This is a genomic window from Amycolatopsis sp. cmx-11-51, assembly GCF_047608665.1.
In the GTDB taxonomy this organism is placed as follows: Bacteria; Actinomycetota; Actinomycetes; order Mycobacteriales; family Pseudonocardiaceae; genus Amycolatopsis.
Window position 1 is genome coordinate 24,531 of record NZ_JADNQO010000029.1, and the last position, 17,138, is coordinate 41,668.

The following is a 17,138-nucleotide window of genomic DNA, read 5'->3' on the forward strand; positions in this document are numbered from 1 at the left end:
CTTGAGTTCACCAGGAAGTGCGACTCTGCCGAGGTAGCCGGATTAACTGTCCTACGCTCGGGAACGGTTCCTGTCCCCCCGGAGGTGGGTACGCTGGCGGTGTCTTTCTACGACCAATCGACCACATTCGCGCAACTGTGGGCCACCACTAGGCGCCATATTCTCGACGTGCTGGAAAATGGCAAGTATTCGCATGGCCGCAAGGTGGCCGAACTCGAGGCCGCCCTCACCGCCTACACGGGTGCGCGATTCGTCATCGGGGTGAACAGCGGAACGGACGCGCTGGTCCTGCTACTGCGGGCGGCGGGACTGAGGCCGGGCGAAGAGGTGGTCGTTCCCGCGTTCTCCTTCGGGGCTTCGGCGACCTCGGTGGTGCTCGCGGGCGGACAGCCGGTCTTCGCCGATATCGAACAGGACGGGTACGGGATCGACCCAGCCACAGTGGCCGGGGTGGTCGGCGAACGCACGCGGTTCATCATGCCGACGCACCTGTTCTCGCAGCTCGCGGACATCGACGGGGTCCTCGGCGAGGCTCGGCGGCTCGGCCTCACCGTGGTCGAGGACAGCGCGGAGGCCATCGGCATGCGCCGTCGCGGCACCCACGCGGGATTGTTCGGCGCCGGTGGGGTGCTGTCGTTCTTCCCGACGAAGACGCTGGGCGCGATCGGGGACGCGGGCGCTGTCGTCACCGACGACCCGGGGATCGCCGAGAACGTCGACGCGCTTCGCCATCACGGTCGGTTCGGCGCCCCGCTCGGCGACTTCCCCGCCATCTCCACCACGACGGGCCTGCCAGGGGTGAACAGCAAGATGGACGACATCCAGGCCGCGGTCCTGCTGGCGAAACTCACCAGGCTGGACAGCGACATCGCCCGCCGCGCGAGCCTGGCCGCCCGGTACGCGGAATCGCTCGCGGACGTGGCGGGCGTGCGCAAGACGCCGGTGCCGCGGCCGGACAGCGTGTTCTACGTCTATGTGGTCGAAGTCGACTCGCGGGACGACTTGGCGGCGCATTTGTCGGCGAAGGGCGTGCAGACCGAGGTCTATTACCCGACGCCGCTCCACCTGCAGCCCTGCTTCGCCGGACTCGGATATCGGGAGGGTGATTTCCCGAATGCCGAGAACGCGTGCCGCCACACCCTCGCTCTGCCGTTGTATCCGGATATGTCGACCGGCGATGTCGACCAGGTCTGTGCCTCGATCGGCGATTTCTATCACGGGCGGCGGGCATGACACTTCCGTTCTTCCCGCCGGATTTGTTCGAGGACGACCGAGCGGCACTGTTGGACATCGTCGAGCGCGTCGGTCTCGCGCCGGAGCAGAAGTTCATCCTCGGCGAGTACACGGCCCGGTTCGAGGCGGCCATCCGGGATTCGATCGGCGCCGCCGACGCGATCGCGTGCGGCAGCGGCACCTCGGCCCTTCAGCTGGTGCTGCGCGCGATGGACGTCGGCGCCGGGGACGAGGTGATCGTGCCCGCCTTCGGCTGCGCTCCGCTCGCGGCCGCACCGGCGCTGGCTGGCGCGACACCGGTCTTCGCCGATATCGACCCGTGGTCCATGGTCGTCGATCCCGGCGCGGTCGCCCGGCTGATCACCCCGCGCACCAAGGTGATCATGCCGGCGCACATGTTCTCGGTCATGGCGGACATGCCTGCCTTGCGCCGGATCGCCGACGGCGCGGGCGTACGGCTGCTGGAGGACTCGGCGGTCGCGCAGGGAGGAATGCTGGCGGGTACGCCTGCCGGGCGTTGGGGCGACGCGGGGGTCTACTCGTTCGTCCAGGTCAAGACGTTCGGTATGCCAGGTGAAGGCGGCATGGTCGTCACCGGTGACCGCGAACTCGGGTCGGCGGTGCGGATGCTGCGCAATCACGGCCAGGACGGCAAGACCCGGTTCCGGTATCACCGCATCGGTTACAACAGCCGCTTCGACGAGATCATGGCGGCGTTCCAGCTGCACCGGTTCCCGACCCTGCCGCAGCGGCTCGAACGCCGGGCCCGCATCGGCGAGTATTACACCGGACGATTCAGCGAGTTGACCGGGTGCGGCGTGCTCGCGCCGCCTCCGGCACGCGACGGGCGTTGCTACTACGTCTATTCACTGCTCAGCGAGCGCAGGGACGAACTGCGTGCGTTCCTGGCGGCACGGGACATCGGTTCGCATGTCTACTACCGGAATCCGCTGCCCCGGCAGCCTGCCTTCGCGCCCTACGCCCGGCCAGGTGACGCATGGCCGTCGGCGGAACTCGCCGCGCGGCGGGCACTCGCCATCCCGATCTACCCCCATCTGACGGATCAGCAGGTCGAACGCATCGCGGACGCGGTGTGCGAATTCGCGAAGGAGTCGTGATGCAGCAGGTCACCCGGACGCCCGCACCGAGCGAGGTCGCCGACGAGTGGCGCAGGCGTGCCGAGCGTCCCGGGCTGGCGCGTGTCATGCGTGCCTCCCAGCCGGCCGCACTCGCGGCCGAGACGACCGACCGCACCATTCGCCTGGTCACCGGCCTTCTGCGGTCCCTCGGCGAGGTCGAGGCCGCGCTGGAGATCGGATGCGGGATGGGCAGGCTCACCCCCTCGATCGCGGCGCGAGCGCGTACGGTGACCGCGATCGACCTGACCCCGCGCATGCTCGCGCTGGCCAGGGAGAAGTGCGCCCAGCTGTCCCATGTGGACTTCCGGCATGCGGCGGTCCAGCGGCTTCCCTGGAAGGACAAGCGATTCGACGTCGCCGTCTGCGTATGGGTCCTGATGCACGTGCTGGACGACGACGAGATCGCCGAAGCGTGCCGGGCGATCGCCGCGGCGGCACGTCATCTCGTTCTCGTCGAATACGAGGAGGCCGACATCCCGGTCGGGAGGTTCTCCCGGTTGCGGACCCTGGAGGACTACCTGGCCTTGCTTCCCGGCGCCCGGTTGCTGGAACGACGGGAACTGCTTTACGGCGGCGACCGGTCGTTCGTGGCGCTGATCGCCTTGGACGATCCGCGATGACGACCTTGGCCGTCACTCGCGGCAAGGCGTATTTCAGGCTCGCGAAACTGGACATCGTCGACTACTACCTCGGTGTGGCCGTGGTGTGGACGCTGCTCGTACCGATGTCGAGGTTCGATCCCGGCGTCCTCTTGGCGATCGGCGTGTTCCTGCTCGGCGAGGTCTTCGTGATCGCGGCGATGGTCGCGCTGGACGACCTCACCGGATACCGTGACGGCAGCGACATCACGAACTACTCGCCGGACGATCCCCAGCGCAAACGGTATCGCAAACCCCTGGTCGCGGGCACCCTCGGCGAGGCTCAGGTGCTGCGGTTCGCGTGGGTGACCGCGGTCATCGGGGCGGCACTCTGGCTCACGGCCATCATGCTGGCACCACACCGGCCCGCGTGGACCGTCCTGCTGATCGTGGTCACCTATTTCTTCTCGTTGCAGTACTCCTGGGGCGTGAAGCTCAGTTACCACGGCTTCCAGGAGTTCTTCATCGCGGCGCTCGGCTGGGCGCTGGTGCTGGCGCCCTACGGCCTCGCCACCGGTGAGTTCACCGGGTTCGCGCTCGCGCAGGCCTTGCTCTTCGGGCTGGGACCGCTGCTGTTCGGCGTCTACTCCAACACCAACGACGTCGACGGTGATCGTCGGGTCGGCAGACCGACGGTCGCGGCCCTGACTTCTCCGCGCGGCAACATGTTCTTCGTCATCGCCGTGTCGGCGGCCGAATTCGCGCTGATCGTCGCCGTGCCCGCGCTCGGTGGTCCCTTGTGGTTCCCCTTCGCGCTGCTTCCCACGATCGGGTCGCGGATGCGGCAGGTGTGGCTCGGGTTCGCGCTGGGCGACATCATGCGGGCACGGATGCTCGGCATCCGGATCCACCGGATCACCGTCCTGACGCTGGTCGTGGTGAACCTGGCGGTGAGCACATGACCGACGTCGACGTGGCGGTGGTGGGCGCGGGCGTCGCCGGGCTCACCACCGCGTACCGGCTGGGCGGGTCGGGGCGCGAAGTGCGAGTGTTCGAGGCGGCCGACGTGGTCGGTGGCCGGATGACGACGGTGCGCGAGGACGGCTATCTGATCGACACCTGCGCCGAGCAGCTGGCCGAGCGGGGGTATCCGGCGACGTGGCGGCTGCTGGCGGAACTGGGCATCGACGCCACCGCCGCGCCCAGAATCGGCCGCGGCATCGCGATGTGGCACGGCAGGGCCCGGCCCGGCGTCGCGCAGCCGCGAGGGTTGCTCACCGGAGCGGGGTTGTCCCTCCGGGCCCGGCTGGACGGGGCGCGGGTGATCCGGGGGAGTTTCGACACCGAACGTCCGGAGCTCTCCCGGCTCGGTGACCGCACCGTCGCGGAGTTCGCCGCGCCGCACCATCCGGATTTGCTGGACTACCTGCTGCAGCCGGTCGTTTCGGGCTTCTTCGGCTGGAATCCGGCGCGTTCGGCGGCCGCACCACTGCTCGCCCTGCTCACCTCGGTGGGCTCGCCACGAACCTGGCGGGCGTACCGCGACGGCATGGACACTTTCGCCCGTGCCCTCGCCGAGCGAGTGGACGTCCGCACCGGGTTCCGCGTCGATCAAGTCGTCGATGACGGTGGCACGGCTCGCATCATCAGCGGTACGCAGGAAATCAGTGCCAGGGCGGTCGTCCTGGCGGTACCCGCCCCGGTCGCGGCCGAGCTGTACCCGCGGCACGGATCCGAGTTCCTCGGCGCGTGCTCGTTCACCCCGGTGGTCAAGGCGCACCTGCTGCTCGACCGCCCTCTCGGTGGTCCCGACTACGCCCTGCTGGTGCCGACCGCGGAGAACGGCACCGTCTCCACGGTCATCTTCGACCATCTCAAACACCCCGGACGCGCGCCGTCCGGACGGGGCCTGGTCACGCTCATGGCCCATCCGGCCGTGCTACCGGACCTGCTGGCCGCCCCCGACGAGGAGGTGGCCGTCCGCTTGACCGACGCCGGCGAGCGTCTCGTTCCGGGCCTGCGAGCGGCGACGCGTCGCGCGATCGTCCGGCGGGTGCGGCACGCGGCACCCGAGGTGACGCCCCGCGCGCTCGCTTTGCGTGCTTCCTTCGAGGCGGGTCTCGGTGGCGGTGCCGTCGACTACGCGGGCGACTGGGTGTTCCTGAGTCCGTGCAGTGAGGCGGCGGTCCGCTCCGGGCTGCGCGCCGCGCAGCGCCTCGCCCGCCTCGCCGTGCACCCCAGTGGCCGATGAGAAGGACCCGATGAAACCACACGACATGGGAACGTTGTTCGACGAATGCGCGCACCTCCGGACGACCGTGCACCTGGACCGGCCGTTCGATCTCGCTCCCGCGCGCGGTACCACCTACACGGTCGCTCAACTGGCCGAGCTGGTACGGGACGCGGCGGGCTGGTTGCACGAAGCCGGTGTACGGCCTGGAGACCGCGTCGCCATCGTCAAACACAACCACTGGGACTACGACCTGCTGGCTTGCGCCGCGGTGCGGATCGGCGCGGTCGCGGCGAAGCTGTCCGGCCACCTTCCGGACGAGACGCTGGAAGTCCTGGTGAAGCGCCTGGATGCCGCGCTGCTGGTCACCGATCGCCGGTCGCTGCGAGCGGACCGGGTCCTGCTCATCGACGATTTCGCCGCCGCCCGGCCGCCGTCGCCCTACCGAAGGCACGACGACGAACCGTTGATTATCTGCCACACTTCGGGAACGACCGGCACCCCGAAGCTGGTGGTGCACACGACCAGGACGATCATCGACCGGCTGGCCCGGCCGGAATCGGTGCGCTGGCCCGTGCTCGGCGTCCGGCGCGACGATGTACTGGGCAACGCCAGCGCGTATGCGCATGGCCGCACGTTCTGCTGGACGGCCTCGGCGGTATGCCTCGCGCCACGCGAACTGGTGATACTGAGTGAGCACGCTTCGGCGGCCGAGGTGTTCGGGCGGCATCGGCCGACCGTCGTCGAGGCCCTTCCCTCGGCGTTCGTGCGCTGGCGCCCACTCGTGAACACCCCGGCCAACCCGTTCCGCCGGGTACGGAGGTTCGTCAGCACCTACGACGCCGTGCATCCACCGGTGATCAGGACGATGCTGCGCGCCACCGACCGCCGGCGTCCACTGTGGATGCAGGGCTGGGGGCAGACGGAGACGGGACCGCTCTCGTTCCGGTTCTTCACACGGCGTTCCGTACGCGCGACGCGTGACCTCGGCAGGCCGTTGCCCGGCCTCGCGAAGCTCCGGGTCGTCGACCCGGAGACCGCCGAGCCGGTGCCGCACGGCACGGCCGGGCTGCTGCTGGCACGTACCCGCGCCCGCTGCGTGGGCTATGTGGGTGAGCAAGACCGCTGGGAAGCCAAGGTTTCCGGACCGTGGTGGAACACCGGCGACCTCGGTGCGGTGAGCCGGACCGGTGCGGTGACGCTGCTGGACCGCGAGGTCGACACCGTTCCCGGGGTGAGCTGCCTGGCGGTGGAGGACACGGTCGAGGACCGTCTTCCCGCCATCGCCGAGTGCGTGGTGCTTTCCGCGGCGGGCCGGGAGCCGATCCCGGTCGTGGTGACCGACACCGGGCTGGATCCGGCACAGTGGCGGGCCGCGGTGCTCGGCCTGCCACCGATGGGGGAGCCGGTGGTGCTCTCGTGGGACGACGTACCGAGAACCGGGACCGGAAAGGTACGGCGTAGGGAACTGCTGGCGCGGCTCACCGGGACGGCCGACACGAACGGATCGGGAAGGTGGACGTGACAACGGCCTACGTGTTCGACAACCACAGTGGACACGCCACTGAGCAGCATCGGTGCCTCTCCGAGGCGTACGATCCGATCACTCTCGCGCGGCTGGCGCAGACCGGCGTCGGGGCCGGGTGGTCCTGTCTCGAAGTCGGTGCGGGTGGCAGCGGCGTCGCGCATTGGCTCGCCGCGAAGGTGGCACCGACCGGGTCGGTACTGGCGACCGACATCAAACCCGACCACATCGCACCCGGGCCGGGCCTGACCGTCCTGCGGCACGACGTCGTCCACGATCCGTTGCCAAGTAGGGAATTCGACCTCATCCACGCCCGGCTGGTGCTGCAGCATCTGCCCGAGCGGGAGGCCGTGCTCCGCAAGCTGGCGCGTGCCTTGAAACCGGGTGGCTGGATGCAGATCGACGAGTTCGACCTCTCCTACGGTCCGGTGCTGCTGGCGCCGGACGCACGGGCGGCGAGTCTCTACGAGGCGTTTCTGACCGCCAAGGAAAGGACGTTCAAGGCCGCGGGCGGGGACGGCACCTGGGGCCGTCGCGTGGCCGCGTCCATGGTCGCCGCGGGCCTGGTCGACGTCGACCCGGTGCCGCTGCTCTTCCCGTGGCAGGCAGGCTCGCCCGGCGTGCGGCTGCTGATCCACCACACCCGTCATCTGCGGGACCGGCTGCTCGCGGCGGGCATGACCGACGGTGACCTCGCCGAGGTGCGCGCGGTACTGGCCGATCCGCGATTCCGGGCATCGTCGTGTGTCGTGTACTCCGTGCACGGACGGTGTCCCGAATGATCACCGCACCGGACACCGTGACCGTGGCGGGCCCGGTCGGCCTTTCGCTGGCCGGTGAACTCGACGTGCAGGCCGCCTGCGGGCTCATGCACGTACACGGCCGGAGATTCGGTGCACCGACCCCGCTCGGCCTCGACTATGCGTCCCTTCTCGCGGCCGAACTCGCCGAAACGGGCCACACCGCGCTGAGCCTGGCCAGGAACCGGGGAATCCCTCTGCGTGCCGTCTCGACTTCGCTGGCACAGGCCGCTTTGCTGGCGATCTCCCAGTACCTCGCGGCGGCGACCACCGTGGACGACCACCAGGAACCGTTCCTCCCCGGCGGCCCGCCGTTTCGCTCGGCCGACGGTGTCGCGTTCGAGGTGGAGACCCTCGATCCCGCGGTGTGGCAACGATTCTGGACCGCCCTCGGCGCCGCCGAGGGGGCGATTTCGAGCGGCTGGCGGCCGTTCATGCACAGGTTCGCGACCGCGACCTGCCCACTGCCGCCGCAGTTACCGGAAGTACTCGCCACCCTGCCGATCGCCTCGCTCGAACGGGCCGCCGTCCGCACGGGCATGACGCTGGTGCGGGTGGCGGACCGGGCGCTCGACGGGTTGCCAGCCTTCGTCGTGAGCGGGAACGGACGCGGGCACCGGCCCGTCCGGCCGACTGAGCCGCTTCCGTTGTGCGGCTTGGTGGTTCTCGAATCCTGCCGCCGGGTGCAGGGGCCCATGGCAGGGCATCTGCTGCGGCTTCTCGGCGCGACGGTGCTGCGGGTCGAGCCACCGGGTGGTGACCCGCTGCGGTGGGTGCCACCGATCGCCGGTGACACCTCGTCCAGGTTTCGCGCGCTCAACCAGGGCAAGGAAGTCATCGAGCTCGACCTGAGTACCTCGGGTGGCAGGCGGCAACTGCTCGAGGTCGCCAACGGGGCCGATGTGTTCCTGCACAACTGGGCGCCGGGCAAGGCGGAGCAGTGGTCGTTGGGTGCGCATGACCTGGCGCGCGCCCGACCGGGGATCGTGTACGCCCAAGCGTCGGGCTGGGGCACCGAACTGGGACCGAAACCTCCGGTGGGCACCGATTTCGTCGTGCAGGCCCACGCGGGCGTACCGCCGTCGCTGATGACGATCGTCGACGTGTTCGGCGGCGTCGTGGCCGCACATGGGATCGTGACCGCGCTGGCCCGTGGTGCCACGCGCGTCGACTCGTCGCTCCTGTCCGCGGCTTGCCTGCTCAACGCGGGCGCTCGGCGGCGCTGCACCCGGCCGTTGACCGTCCCGGTATGCGAGGACCTCGCCGCGCTCGCCGCGGATCCCCGCTTCTCACCCGCGCTCGTCCGGGACGAGTGCGTTCTCGTCGCCTCGCCGTGGAAGTTCACCGCATGACCTGGATATCCGCGACCGGGGTGGTCCTGCGCGATCTCGTGCCCGCCGCACTGCGCCGTGAATGGGTCCGGAGTGGACACTGCCCGGACCGGGACCTGTACTCGTTGTTCCGCGACCGGGTGCGCGAGCAGCCAACTCGCCCGGCGGTGATCGACGACGAGGGAACGCTCACCTACCTGGTGCTGGACGCCGCGGTGCGGGAGCTGGCCGCCCGGCTGGAGGCCGCCGGATGCGGCCCGGCGGACATCGTCGGGGTGCGAGAGCCTGCGGGACGTGCCGCCGTGCTCGCCGAGCTGGCCGTACTCGCGGTCGGCGCCGTGGTCTTGCCGGTACCACCGGGGTCGGACGAGCTTCTCGACCGCGCGGGGGTGCGGTTCGTCATCGGGAACGGGCGGATAGCGGGTGCGGCGAAATTTCGTCGCGGGGCCGGTTCCGGTCGTCCCCATCCGGAGGCTCCAGCGCGGATCCTGGTGTCGTCCGGCTCGGAGTCGGAGCCGAAGATGGTCGCCTACTCGCACAACGCCTTCGCCGGCGGCCGGGCCAACTATCTCCGCGCCGTCCATGGCACGACCTCGGTGCCTCGTGATCTGGTCCTGGTCCAGCCGACGTCGGGCTTCGGCTCGTTCGGGGTGCCGGTGACGCTGTGCTGCCTCGGCGGCACGCTGATCGTGACGCGCTGGTTCGAGCCGGGCGCGGCGCTGCGGTCGATCAGCGAGCACCGCCCCACCCACGTGTTCGCCGTACCCACCATGTGGCGGCGCATGGTCGAGCACCCCGCCGAGGTGGACACCGGCGGGCTCGCGGCCATCGTGTCGAGCGGTGACACTCTGCCGCCGTCCACGCTCGCCGCCTGTCGCGAGCGGTTCAGCGTTCCGATGATCGACATCTACGGCTCGTCCGACGGCGTCAACTGCCATACGACGACGCCCGAGAACGGTGTCGGCGTGCCGGATCCCGCGGTCTGCGAGATTCGCATCAGCGACGGCGAGATCTGCGCACGAGGTCCGATGACCCCGCTGTGCTACGTCGCAGCACCGGAACTGGACGCGGCATACCGGCTCGACGGCGGCTGGGTGCGGTCGGGCGACAACGGCCGGTTCGACGACCTGGGCCGGTTGCAGGTGACCGGCAGGCGCAAACGGGTGGTGATCCGCGGTGGGTACACGATCAGCCCGGCCGAGGTGGAGCGCGCGATCGGTGACCATCCCGCGGTCAAGGAGGTCGCCTGCGTCCCGGTGCCGGACACCGAACTGGGCGAACGGCTCTGCGCCAGTGTGACCGTCCGGAATGGACATCCGCCGTCGCTGTCCGAACTCACCGCCTTCCTCGCCGCCCGCGGTGTCGCCACCCCCAAACTGCCGGAGTTCCTCGTCGTCCTTCCCGAACTTCCGATTGGCCGCACCGGCAAGGTCTGCTACCGCACCCTGACCCGGCTCGCGGCCCGCCGATGCGGTCAGTGAAATCTACGATCGCCGTGAGCACCGCACGAGCATCCACCGGGATCCTGCCACCGCCCTGCGGACGCGGCACAAACACCGGCACCCACAACTCGTCCGGCACCAGCCGCAACGACAACCGATCAACCACGGTCAAGGTGATCGCTCACAAGCGAGCGATCACGACGTAGGACACGCTCCAAGTCGGTCGAAGCGTTCAGCAAAGTGTTGCCAGACTAGAGGCGGTGGCCTCGCCAGTTGAAACTACCCATTGTAGAAGATCTTGTTCAACCTCTGCTCGATACTGCAAACGATGCGCTGACGGGCCCCAGTGAGCAGGACAACGTATGGCTGACAGCTGTCTCTGTCGTCTGCCGGGCTAGTTGTCGTACCGCGTCATCAATGCTCGTCGTGACGTCGTTGTCGGCAGCCGATCGTGCCTGGAAGTCCTCCGCTGCCTACCGTCGGGCGGGGATGTGGGCGTTGCACCTGCCCGTATCCCGGTTCGATCAGATCTTGGTGAACAGCAGATCGCTCGGGCCGGCGGTGGCTTTGACTCCTTGTTCGGTGTAGCAGGCCAGGACGTCAGTGGTCGCCAGGACGATCACTTGACGGAAGGCGTAACCCTGGAACAGTCCACCGGTCACCGTACCCTGCTGGATGACGACGTTGTTGCCGTTGGGCCGGGCGGTAACGAAGGTGATTTGAATGGTGCTGAACCGGCCGGTGTTCCAGTTGATCCGGAAGGTGCCTGACCCGGCCCCCGGCACCAGACAGGAGAACAGGCCCCGGCCGCTGACCGTGGAGTTGCCGGTGACTGGCAGGCGGGGGTCTGGCAGCACGCCGACACAGCCACCGAAGGTGCCGGTGCCGTCGAAGGCCACGTCGCGCAGTTCGACATTGAATCCTGGGTTGAAACGGGTGGCCTGAGTGCCCACCGGGCACGCGAAGGTCAGCGGTTGCGGGTCGGCGGCGGGGAGCGCCGCGGCGCCGGCCGCCGCGGGCGTGATCCCGGTGATCGCGCCGACGGCAAGGCAGGCCGCAGCGAGCAATCTGGCAGTCAACATGGGGATGCCATGATCCTTTCGTCATCCGGTCGTCTCCGTCGAGATACGGCACGCCGGTATACGGTGTATCGGCGGCTGGCGCTCCAAGCGGCACGGAAACAAAACCCCTACCCTCCATGCCGGGAGGTCCATACGTCAATTTAAATTCGGTTCAGGACTTTCTCGTTTCGGTGGCACCAATGATCGCGAAACAATTTATCACCGGGGCGGGTGTTTCAGTCGAAACAATGCGTTCTGCCGAGCCTGTTCCGCAAGTCGACGATGCGGCGACCACACGAACGCCTGCGCCTCGCACCCGATCGGCCCCGCTCAGTCGCTACCGAGCTGAACGTGGGTTCGGCCTTCATCACCTGATCGTGCGCAGTAAGGGCTCCATGATCATGGGTATGGTTGGATGCCGTTTCCGGTCGATCTTCGGTGAGGAGTGGGCTGGGTGGGGGAGCGGCGTCCATGGGAGGTCGATGCTGGTCCGTGGGAACGGATCGAGCGGGCACCGCCACCTTCACCAACCGGACGGTGCTTCTCGAAGGAACTCCGCACGCCGTCGGGTGTGGCCGATCTGTCTACGGTTATTCCTACGCGGGGTCCAACTATCTCGACACCGCGAGTTCGACTCCGCGCTGTAACGGAGACTGGCCGATCGATGTCCCGGTCCCCGCGAACAAGCCGGGCGGTGCCGACAGCGTGTTGATCCAGTTGGCGCCCCGGCCCGGTCGTTCTTCCCGCGCGATCGCGCCTCCTGCGGTATCCCCCAAGCTCATCGACGCCGGGAGGCGAGGAGCGAACGCCAATCGTGCCCTGCTCCGGTGCCCGCCGCTGATGGCCTGACATCGGGGGGCACGATTCCGTGGGCAGGGTGAATGGTGCGGGCATCGCTGGCACCCGCCGTCATTCGGCGTGGGCCATTCGCCGAACGGTGCGTGACAGGTATTGCGAGAAGAGTCCACGCGCAGGACCGGCGACCCTGGTACGGGGTGGGTCCTGCGCGCGGCCAGGTCGGGCGGGGGTCAGGCTTTCAGTGCGGGCTCGGCGTCGTCGTCGGCCGTCTTCGGGGTGATGGCGAACCGTTTCGGTGCCTCGCGTGGTTTGATCGCGTACCCGTCGGCGACCAGCTTCTCCAGGGTGTTGTGACCGGCCGAGACCCTTGCCGATTCTGGCGGGCCGAAGCTTTCACCCGGGTGTTCGGTCAGGTACTTCTCCACCATGGCTCGCAGTCCGCCCTTGGACAGTGGTCCGGCAGCCACGTGCATTGGACGTGCCGCAACCTATTGAGGGGAAGGGCAAACGTAGCGTGGCCGCGGTCGTGCGGGTTGAGCTGGCTCGTCCGCCCGGCTCGATCCAGGGAGTCGTGAGTGGCGATTCGGCTTGAAAGTCGAACCGCCACTCACGACCACTACGTCACCTTTGCCTTACTTCTCAATGAATCGGGTCAATATGTTCTGCCTCCGCTATCGACAAGGAGGTTCGACCGCAGGTCGACACTTGCCCTGAGCCCGATCGGAAACGGATCGGGCTCTGTTGCCGCTGGAGGATCTGTTTCGCGTACGGCGGTTATGCGGGCAGGTCGTTGATCCATTCGGCGGTGATCTTAGCGCCGGGTGGGCCGGCTACCTCGTTTAGCCCGCCTTCCATGTTGACGAACACTGACGTCCCGTTGACCCTGCCGGTAGCCGGGTCGACCACGAAGCGCCGGCCGTCGGGCAGCAGCAGACCTTGGCCGCCGGGTAGGTCACCGAGGCTCCGCACGCCTGGATACGAGGCGAGCGCGCGGAACGCCGCAGCCCGGACCGCGGGCGGCGCCGGCAGTGTCGAGGCCAGCGAAATCAGCGACAGGAATGCTGCCTCTTCCCGGTCGGCCGCGGTGAACGGGCCCGCACTCGTACGCGCGGTCGAGTGTGTCAGTGCTTCGGTAATCCATGCCGTCAATGCGTCCGGGCTGGTGGGTAGGCCACGCAGTTGCTCGAGAGTCAGATCGACGCCAACCAGCGAGAACGGTTTCGCCTGGGTTAGCTCCATGGGGATGACCTGGTTGCCGGACTTCGTACCCCGGAACCACTTCTTGCCGTCGGCCTTGACCCAATATTCGTAGGTGATAGCTGGGGTCGTGACGTGGACGTGCCAGTACGTGCCCGCCCCTTCGGGTGTGTGCTCGGCCACAGTGGCAGCCGCGAGCAGAATCTCCTGGCCGGTGACCGTCTTGGCTGCCGCCGGGGCCGGTGACCCCGCCGACGGGGGGCTGCCGGCCCCGGCGGCAGGCAAAAGGACGAGCACCGCGGCGGCGGCCGCGGCCGCGGTGACCCCCGATCCGGCGACCAGCCACCCGATCCGCTTGCGGGGTGTGGAGACGCCACGCAAATGGTTCTGCAGTCGGTGCCGACTGCGGTCGATCACCTCCTGGGTCGGCTCGTCACAGACCAACGCGGTGCGCAGTACGTCCAGGTCATTCATCGTGAACCTCCGGGGAAAGGACGGTGTTGAGCTTCTTGCGGGCCCGGCTGATCCGGGAGCCGACGGTGCCTGAGGAGATGCTGAGCGCCGAGGCCACTTCCTCATAGCCGAGCTGCCCGATCGCGACGAGCAGCAGCACGTCACGTTCTCCCGGCGACAGCCGAGACAACGCCACTGCGAGTTCTGGAGCCAGTCGCCGTGCGGCCACGGAGGCGACTACTCGACTCTCGTGTCCCTCGGCGTCCGGAGTGGGAGCGATCCGAGCCAGTGCCCGATAGCGGCGCGCCTCCTGGCGGCGATGCCTGGCCACCAGGTTCGTGGCGATGCCGAACAACCAGACTCGCAGGTCACCACGTTCGGCGTCGAACGTGCTCCGCCGGTCGAACGCGACCAGAAACGTTTCGGATGCGACGTCCTCCGCGGCCTGAGCGCCCAGACGAGCGGCCACATACCGAAAGATGAGCGCGAAGTAGCGGTCGTGCACCTTGGTGAACGACTCCGGATCCCGAAGTAACTGGCTACCCAGGCCGACCCCGCTCACGTCTGCCTCAGCTGTCATGTACCCGCCTCTGTCATGGGGTCCTTCCGGTTTGGGGCCTGCTTACACCACTACTTCACCGAAGACGGGTTTCTTCTTCCCGCCGGCGAGCGTGAGTGGAAGGGTGTTCGAGGAGAAGATCAGCGGCAAGCTCGTTGACGGCGCCCGGCCCGGCCTCCAGGGCATCGCTTCCGGCGAGCCCGCTGAGCGCTGCGTCCCCAGTCGTCGCAGGGCCGCCGGTCCCCGCGGCGGCGGGGCCGGGCCTTGGGCAGATCCGAGCCCGCTTCGCCGAGCTTCCGCAGCGTCGGCTGCAATGCCTTGAGGTCGGCGACGAGGTCTTCTTTGCTCTTGTTCACCGTGTCGACGGCGACGCCGGAGAGCGTCGAAGTGGCGATCCGCACGCTGCGTGATTCCCGGGCAGAACTACCCGGTCCGATCACATCGCTGGAGTAGAGGATGTGACCCCAGTTGGCGTGGCTGAGACGGTGTGCCCCAGATTTGCTCCAGTTCGCCACGTCGATTCTCAAAGTGGGGTGAACGAAAAAACCGCCCTACCTCGGCAAATCTGTCAGGAGGGCGGTGTTTCGTCACTGTGGACCTTCAAGCAGGGCGCTGACCTGCGGTTATCGAGAAACCGCTGGTCGGTTGGAGCAGTTGTAGCCTGACTGATCGGCGATTCATCGTTGTCCTCGAGTTCTATCGCGGCGGCCTGATACTTCGGTCGCGATGCAGCATGATTGGGTGTTGTATCTGGCAAGCTCCAGTTGACTGGTCACCAGTCACGAGTGTTCAAGCCAGCATCGAACGCGCACTCCGCCTACGCCACAACTGGTTCCTCGACACCGTCGGCTAGCAACTCATCGGTAGTCGGTTCGTGGACGCCGTCGGATCCCCGTCAGGTGGACCCGACCGGGATCAGTGCCGGTGCGTCGGCCATTCGAAGACGACCCGACCGGTGACCGTCTGGTTCCTCTACGGTACTGGGGCATACGCGCCGAATCACCACAAATGGCTTGGGTTTCCGGCCCGCCTCTGCCCGGCGGTGGTCGTCGACGGGCCCCTAATCCGGCAGGCGCTAGAGTCCCAGCCTGATCAGGACTTCCTCGAGGATGTCCGGCGCCGACACGACCACGAAGCCGAGACCTCCCAGTGGGATTGCGTAGGCTGCAACCTGGATGCCTTGGCGCAGCGAGCGAATCCCTCGAAAGCCCACGAAGCCGATCGCGACTACCGTCGCGAGCAGTAGGACGCCGATGCCTGAGCGGCCGGACTGGCGGACAACGTCCGCGACCAACAGTCCGACTACCGCCGCGGTCGCCACTGTGCCGCGGATATCGGTTCGCCCGATCATACTCAACAGGAAACCGGCGAGCAGGCCGCCGGCGATCGCCAGTGTGCACCACAGCACTGTCGTTGACGCGTCAATCTGGTACGGCATGCCCGCATACTTGATGCCATAGACCAGAGCCTTGCCCCAGTAGAAAGCAAGAACGGCCGCGATCAGTGCTCCGGCCGCCCGAACCGCTGCACGCCGACGAGGTGCACCGGCGGTCACGGCGACGACCAATACGATCCAGATGGTGAAGCTGTGCGCCAGTGGCCTCAGCGGGTCGCTGTAGTAGGCGTAGGCGCCTGCGGCACCAGATGCCACACCGGCCAGGACCGCGCCGAGATCGGCGACGCGAAAATAGTCCGACCGGGGCATTCGCGTCGCATCGTCCTCAGTCTGAACCGGCACACTTACCCCCAGTTAGTGCATGAAGCGACGACTCACATCCTCCTACTAGGAGCGACGGTCGGACACTATCCGTAGTCGTTTCGGCAGTATACCGTCAGGGTCGGAACCTGAACGTGACGCGGGACGCCATACCACGTCGCGTCGGAGACCTGACAACAACGCGAGTGTGGAAGCTATCGTGAAGCGTCCCGTCGCTGCTCCGGCGAAGGTCGCGAAAGCAGGCAGACGCGGGCGCGCCGGAAGTTCGCTCTCCAGTCGTGATCGTGAACGACGAATCCCTGGGGACTCGGAGAGTAGCTGCCTGTGACTAAACAGGCGTCTGAATCGACTCTGATTCGACAGTGGTCCGCGCTGGGCGGGGCGCTAGCTTCTGTCGCGCCGGTAGGAGTAATGGATGAGTCCCTGGTGGAAGTCGGCCACCTTGTCGTACAGCGCGCGAGCCGGGGCGTCCTTCAGCGTGTTCCAGTAAAGGCGAGGGAATCCGTGCGCCTCGGCGTCCCCCGCCACCCAATTGATCATCGCCGTCGCGACACCTCGCCGCCGGACTTCCGGGTCCACGTACAGGTCCGCCAGGTAGCATCTGCCCCCGGCCTTCCAGACGCTCGCGTGGAACACATAGTGCGCGATGCCGACCATCTTGCCGTCGACCCACGCGGCTGTCCCCCGCGCCTGCACCCCTTCGATCACGCGTTGCCAGGCCTGTTCGTAGCTGTCGTCGCCGACCACGGTCTCGAAGTGGGCGTGGTGACCACGGGCCAGCACTTCCCAGCTGGCCCGGTCGGATTCGGTCAGGAGGCTAATCTCCACCATGGTTCCATCCTTCCCTACAGCCAGGTCGACATCGCCTCGAACCTGACGGCTGGCCGAGCCAGCGATAGCCGCCAGGCACGTACGGTGGCAGCAGAGGCTGCTCTATCTGGGGCTTAACCTCGATCTTGCACATGGGACTGTGGAGTAGGGCGAGTTTGTTGCGGTGGCGGGGTTTGGTCGAAATTCGTTGTGTGGGCAGGGTTGTTGGCCGACTGTCGTGTCGGCGGGCGGGTTCCGAGGGTTC

At 67.7% G+C, this 17,138-nt stretch carries 15 protein-coding genes and 1 pseudogene; 9 read left to right on the plus strand and 7 right to left on the minus strand.

Annotated elements, in window-relative coordinates; translation table 11 throughout:
- The first annotated feature begins 168 nt into the window (after nt 1–168).
- Genes ACM6LU_RS38205 through ACM6LU_RS38245 form a run of 9 tightly spaced genes read left to right on the plus strand, consistent with a single transcriptional unit; the run spans nt 169 to nt 10,317 of the window.
- Nucleotides 169–1,233, plus strand: coding sequence for a DegT/DnrJ/EryC1/StrS family aminotransferase (locus tag ACM6LU_RS38205; protein WP_414942750.1), 1,065 nt, complete (start codon nt 169–171; stop codon nt 1,231–1,233).
- Entirely contained in the window at nt 1,230–2,351 is a 1,122-nt protein-coding gene (locus tag ACM6LU_RS38210; protein ID WP_414942751.1) for a DegT/DnrJ/EryC1/StrS family aminotransferase, read from the plus strand. Before ACM6LU_RS38205 ends, ACM6LU_RS38210 begins: the two co-directional genes overlap by 4 nt.
- Nucleotides 2,351–2,992, plus strand: coding sequence for a class I SAM-dependent methyltransferase (locus tag ACM6LU_RS38215; protein ID WP_414942752.1), 642 nt, complete (start codon nt 2,351–2,353; stop codon nt 2,990–2,992). The genes ACM6LU_RS38210 and ACM6LU_RS38215 overlap by 1 nt, the downstream gene beginning before the upstream one ends.
- Nucleotides 2,989–3,912, plus strand: a complete 924-nt coding sequence (locus ACM6LU_RS38220; protein WP_414942753.1) for a UbiA family prenyltransferase — start codon at nt 2,989–2,991, stop codon at nt 3,910–3,912. The genes ACM6LU_RS38215 and ACM6LU_RS38220 overlap by 4 nt, the downstream gene beginning before the upstream one ends.
- Nucleotides 3,909–5,201, plus strand: coding sequence for a protoporphyrinogen/coproporphyrinogen oxidase (locus tag ACM6LU_RS38225; RefSeq protein ID WP_414942754.1), 1,293 nt, complete (start codon nt 3,909–3,911; stop codon nt 5,199–5,201). Before ACM6LU_RS38220 ends, ACM6LU_RS38225 begins: the two co-directional genes overlap by 4 nt.
- 10 nt (nt 5,202–5,211) lie before the next feature.
- A complete protein-coding gene (locus ACM6LU_RS38230; protein WP_414942755.1) occupies nt 5,212–6,705 on the plus strand; it encodes a class I adenylate-forming enzyme family protein in 1,494 nt (497 codons plus the stop codon).
- Nucleotides 6,696–7,487 carry a class I SAM-dependent methyltransferase gene (locus tag ACM6LU_RS38235; protein WP_414942756.1) on the plus strand — a complete coding sequence of 264 codons (792 nt, stop codon included), beginning with the start codon at nt 6,696–6,698 and terminating at the stop codon, nt 7,485–7,487. The genes ACM6LU_RS38230 and ACM6LU_RS38235 overlap by 10 nt, the downstream gene beginning before the upstream one ends.
- Entirely contained in the window at nt 7,484–8,857 is a 1,374-nt protein-coding gene (locus tag ACM6LU_RS38240) for a CoA transferase (protein WP_414942757.1), read from the plus strand. Before ACM6LU_RS38235 ends, ACM6LU_RS38240 begins: the two co-directional genes overlap by 4 nt.
- Nucleotides 8,854–10,317, plus strand: coding sequence for a class I adenylate-forming enzyme family protein (locus ACM6LU_RS38245; RefSeq protein ID WP_414942758.1), 1,464 nt, complete (start codon nt 8,854–8,856; stop codon nt 10,315–10,317). The genes ACM6LU_RS38240 and ACM6LU_RS38245 overlap by 4 nt, the downstream gene beginning before the upstream one ends.
- Before the next feature lie 485 nt (nt 10,318–10,802).
- On the opposite strand, the gene ACM6LU_RS38250 is transcribed toward ACM6LU_RS38245, so the two are convergent.
- From ACM6LU_RS38250 to ACM6LU_RS38280, 7 genes and pseudogenes are all read right to left on the minus strand, one after another.
- Nucleotides 10,803–11,360 carry a hypothetical protein gene (locus ACM6LU_RS38250; protein WP_414942759.1) on the minus strand — a complete coding sequence of 186 codons (558 nt, stop codon included), beginning with the start codon at nt 11,358–11,360 and terminating at the stop codon, nt 10,803–10,805.
- A gap of 1,007 nt (nt 11,361–12,367) precedes the next feature.
- Nucleotides 12,368–12,604: a hypothetical protein gene (locus tag ACM6LU_RS38255; RefSeq protein WP_414942760.1), complete on the minus strand. Its 237-nt coding sequence runs from the start codon at nt 12,602–12,604 to the stop codon at nt 12,368–12,370.
- A 307-nt stretch (nt 12,605–12,911) separates the two neighbouring features.
- The gene (locus ACM6LU_RS38260; RefSeq protein ID WP_414942761.1) at nt 12,912–13,808 is read right to left on the minus strand and encodes a CU044_5270 family protein; all 897 of its coding nucleotides are present in this window, start codon (nt 13,806–13,808) and stop codon (nt 12,912–12,914) included.
- Nucleotides 13,801–14,367 (minus strand): RNA polymerase sigma factor, encoded by a 567-nt coding sequence (locus ACM6LU_RS38265; RefSeq protein WP_414942762.1) that lies wholly within the window; start codon nt 14,365–14,367, stop codon nt 13,801–13,803. The genes ACM6LU_RS38260 and ACM6LU_RS38265 overlap by 8 nt, the downstream gene beginning before the upstream one ends.
- Nucleotides 14,368–14,606: 239 nt before the next feature.
- Nucleotides 14,607–14,789 (minus strand): annotated as a pseudogene (locus ACM6LU_RS38270) (mammalian cell entry protein); the annotation flags it as partial.
- 632 nt (nt 14,790–15,421) lie between these two features.
- Entirely contained in the window at nt 15,422–16,084 is a 663-nt protein-coding gene (locus tag ACM6LU_RS38275; protein WP_414942763.1) for a hypothetical protein, read from the minus strand.
- Nucleotides 16,085–16,447: 363 nt separating this feature from the next.
- Nucleotides 16,448–16,894, minus strand: coding sequence for a GNAT family N-acetyltransferase (locus ACM6LU_RS38280; protein WP_414942764.1), 447 nt, complete (start codon nt 16,892–16,894; stop codon nt 16,448–16,450).
- Nucleotides 16,895–17,138 lie beyond the last annotated feature (244 nt).

What these genes read in the sequence shown, in the direction of transcription:
- ACM6LU_RS38245 (WP_414942758.1), top strand. Translation starts at nt 8,854, where the DNA reads ATGACCTGGATATCCGCGACCGGGGTGGTCCTGCGCGATCTCGTGCCC.
- ACM6LU_RS38215 (WP_414942752.1), top strand. Translation starts at nt 2,351, where the DNA reads ATGCAGCAGGTCACCCGGACGCCCGCACCGAGCGAGGTCGCCGACGAG.
- ACM6LU_RS38250 (WP_414942759.1), bottom strand. Translation starts at nt 11,360, where the DNA reads ATGTTGACTGCCAGATTGCTCGCTGCGGCCTGCCTTGCCGTCGGCGCG.
- ACM6LU_RS38240 (WP_414942757.1), top strand. Translation starts at nt 7,484, where the DNA reads ATGATCACCGCACCGGACACCGTGACCGTGGCGGGCCCGGTCGGCCTT.
- ACM6LU_RS38220 (WP_414942753.1), top strand. Translation starts at nt 2,989, where the DNA reads ATGACGACCTTGGCCGTCACTCGCGGCAAGGCGTATTTCAGGCTCGCG.
- ACM6LU_RS38265 (WP_414942762.1), bottom strand. Translation starts at nt 14,367, where the DNA reads ATGACAGCTGAGGCAGACGTGAGCGGGGTCGGCCTGGGTAGCCAGTTA.
- ACM6LU_RS38230 (WP_414942755.1), top strand. Translation starts at nt 5,212, where the DNA reads ATGAAACCACACGACATGGGAACGTTGTTCGACGAATGCGCGCACCTC.
- ACM6LU_RS38210 (WP_414942751.1), top strand. Translation starts at nt 1,230, where the DNA reads ATGACACTTCCGTTCTTCCCGCCGGATTTGTTCGAGGACGACCGAGCG.
- ACM6LU_RS38280 (WP_414942764.1), bottom strand. Translation starts at nt 16,894, where the DNA reads ATGGTGGAGATTAGCCTCCTGACCGAATCCGACCGGGCCAGCTGGGAA.
- ACM6LU_RS38260 (WP_414942761.1), bottom strand. Translation starts at nt 13,808, where the DNA reads ATGAATGACCTGGACGTACTGCGCACCGCGTTGGTCTGTGACGAGCCG.
- ACM6LU_RS38225 (WP_414942754.1), top strand. Translation starts at nt 3,909, where the DNA reads ATGACCGACGTCGACGTGGCGGTGGTGGGCGCGGGCGTCGCCGGGCTC.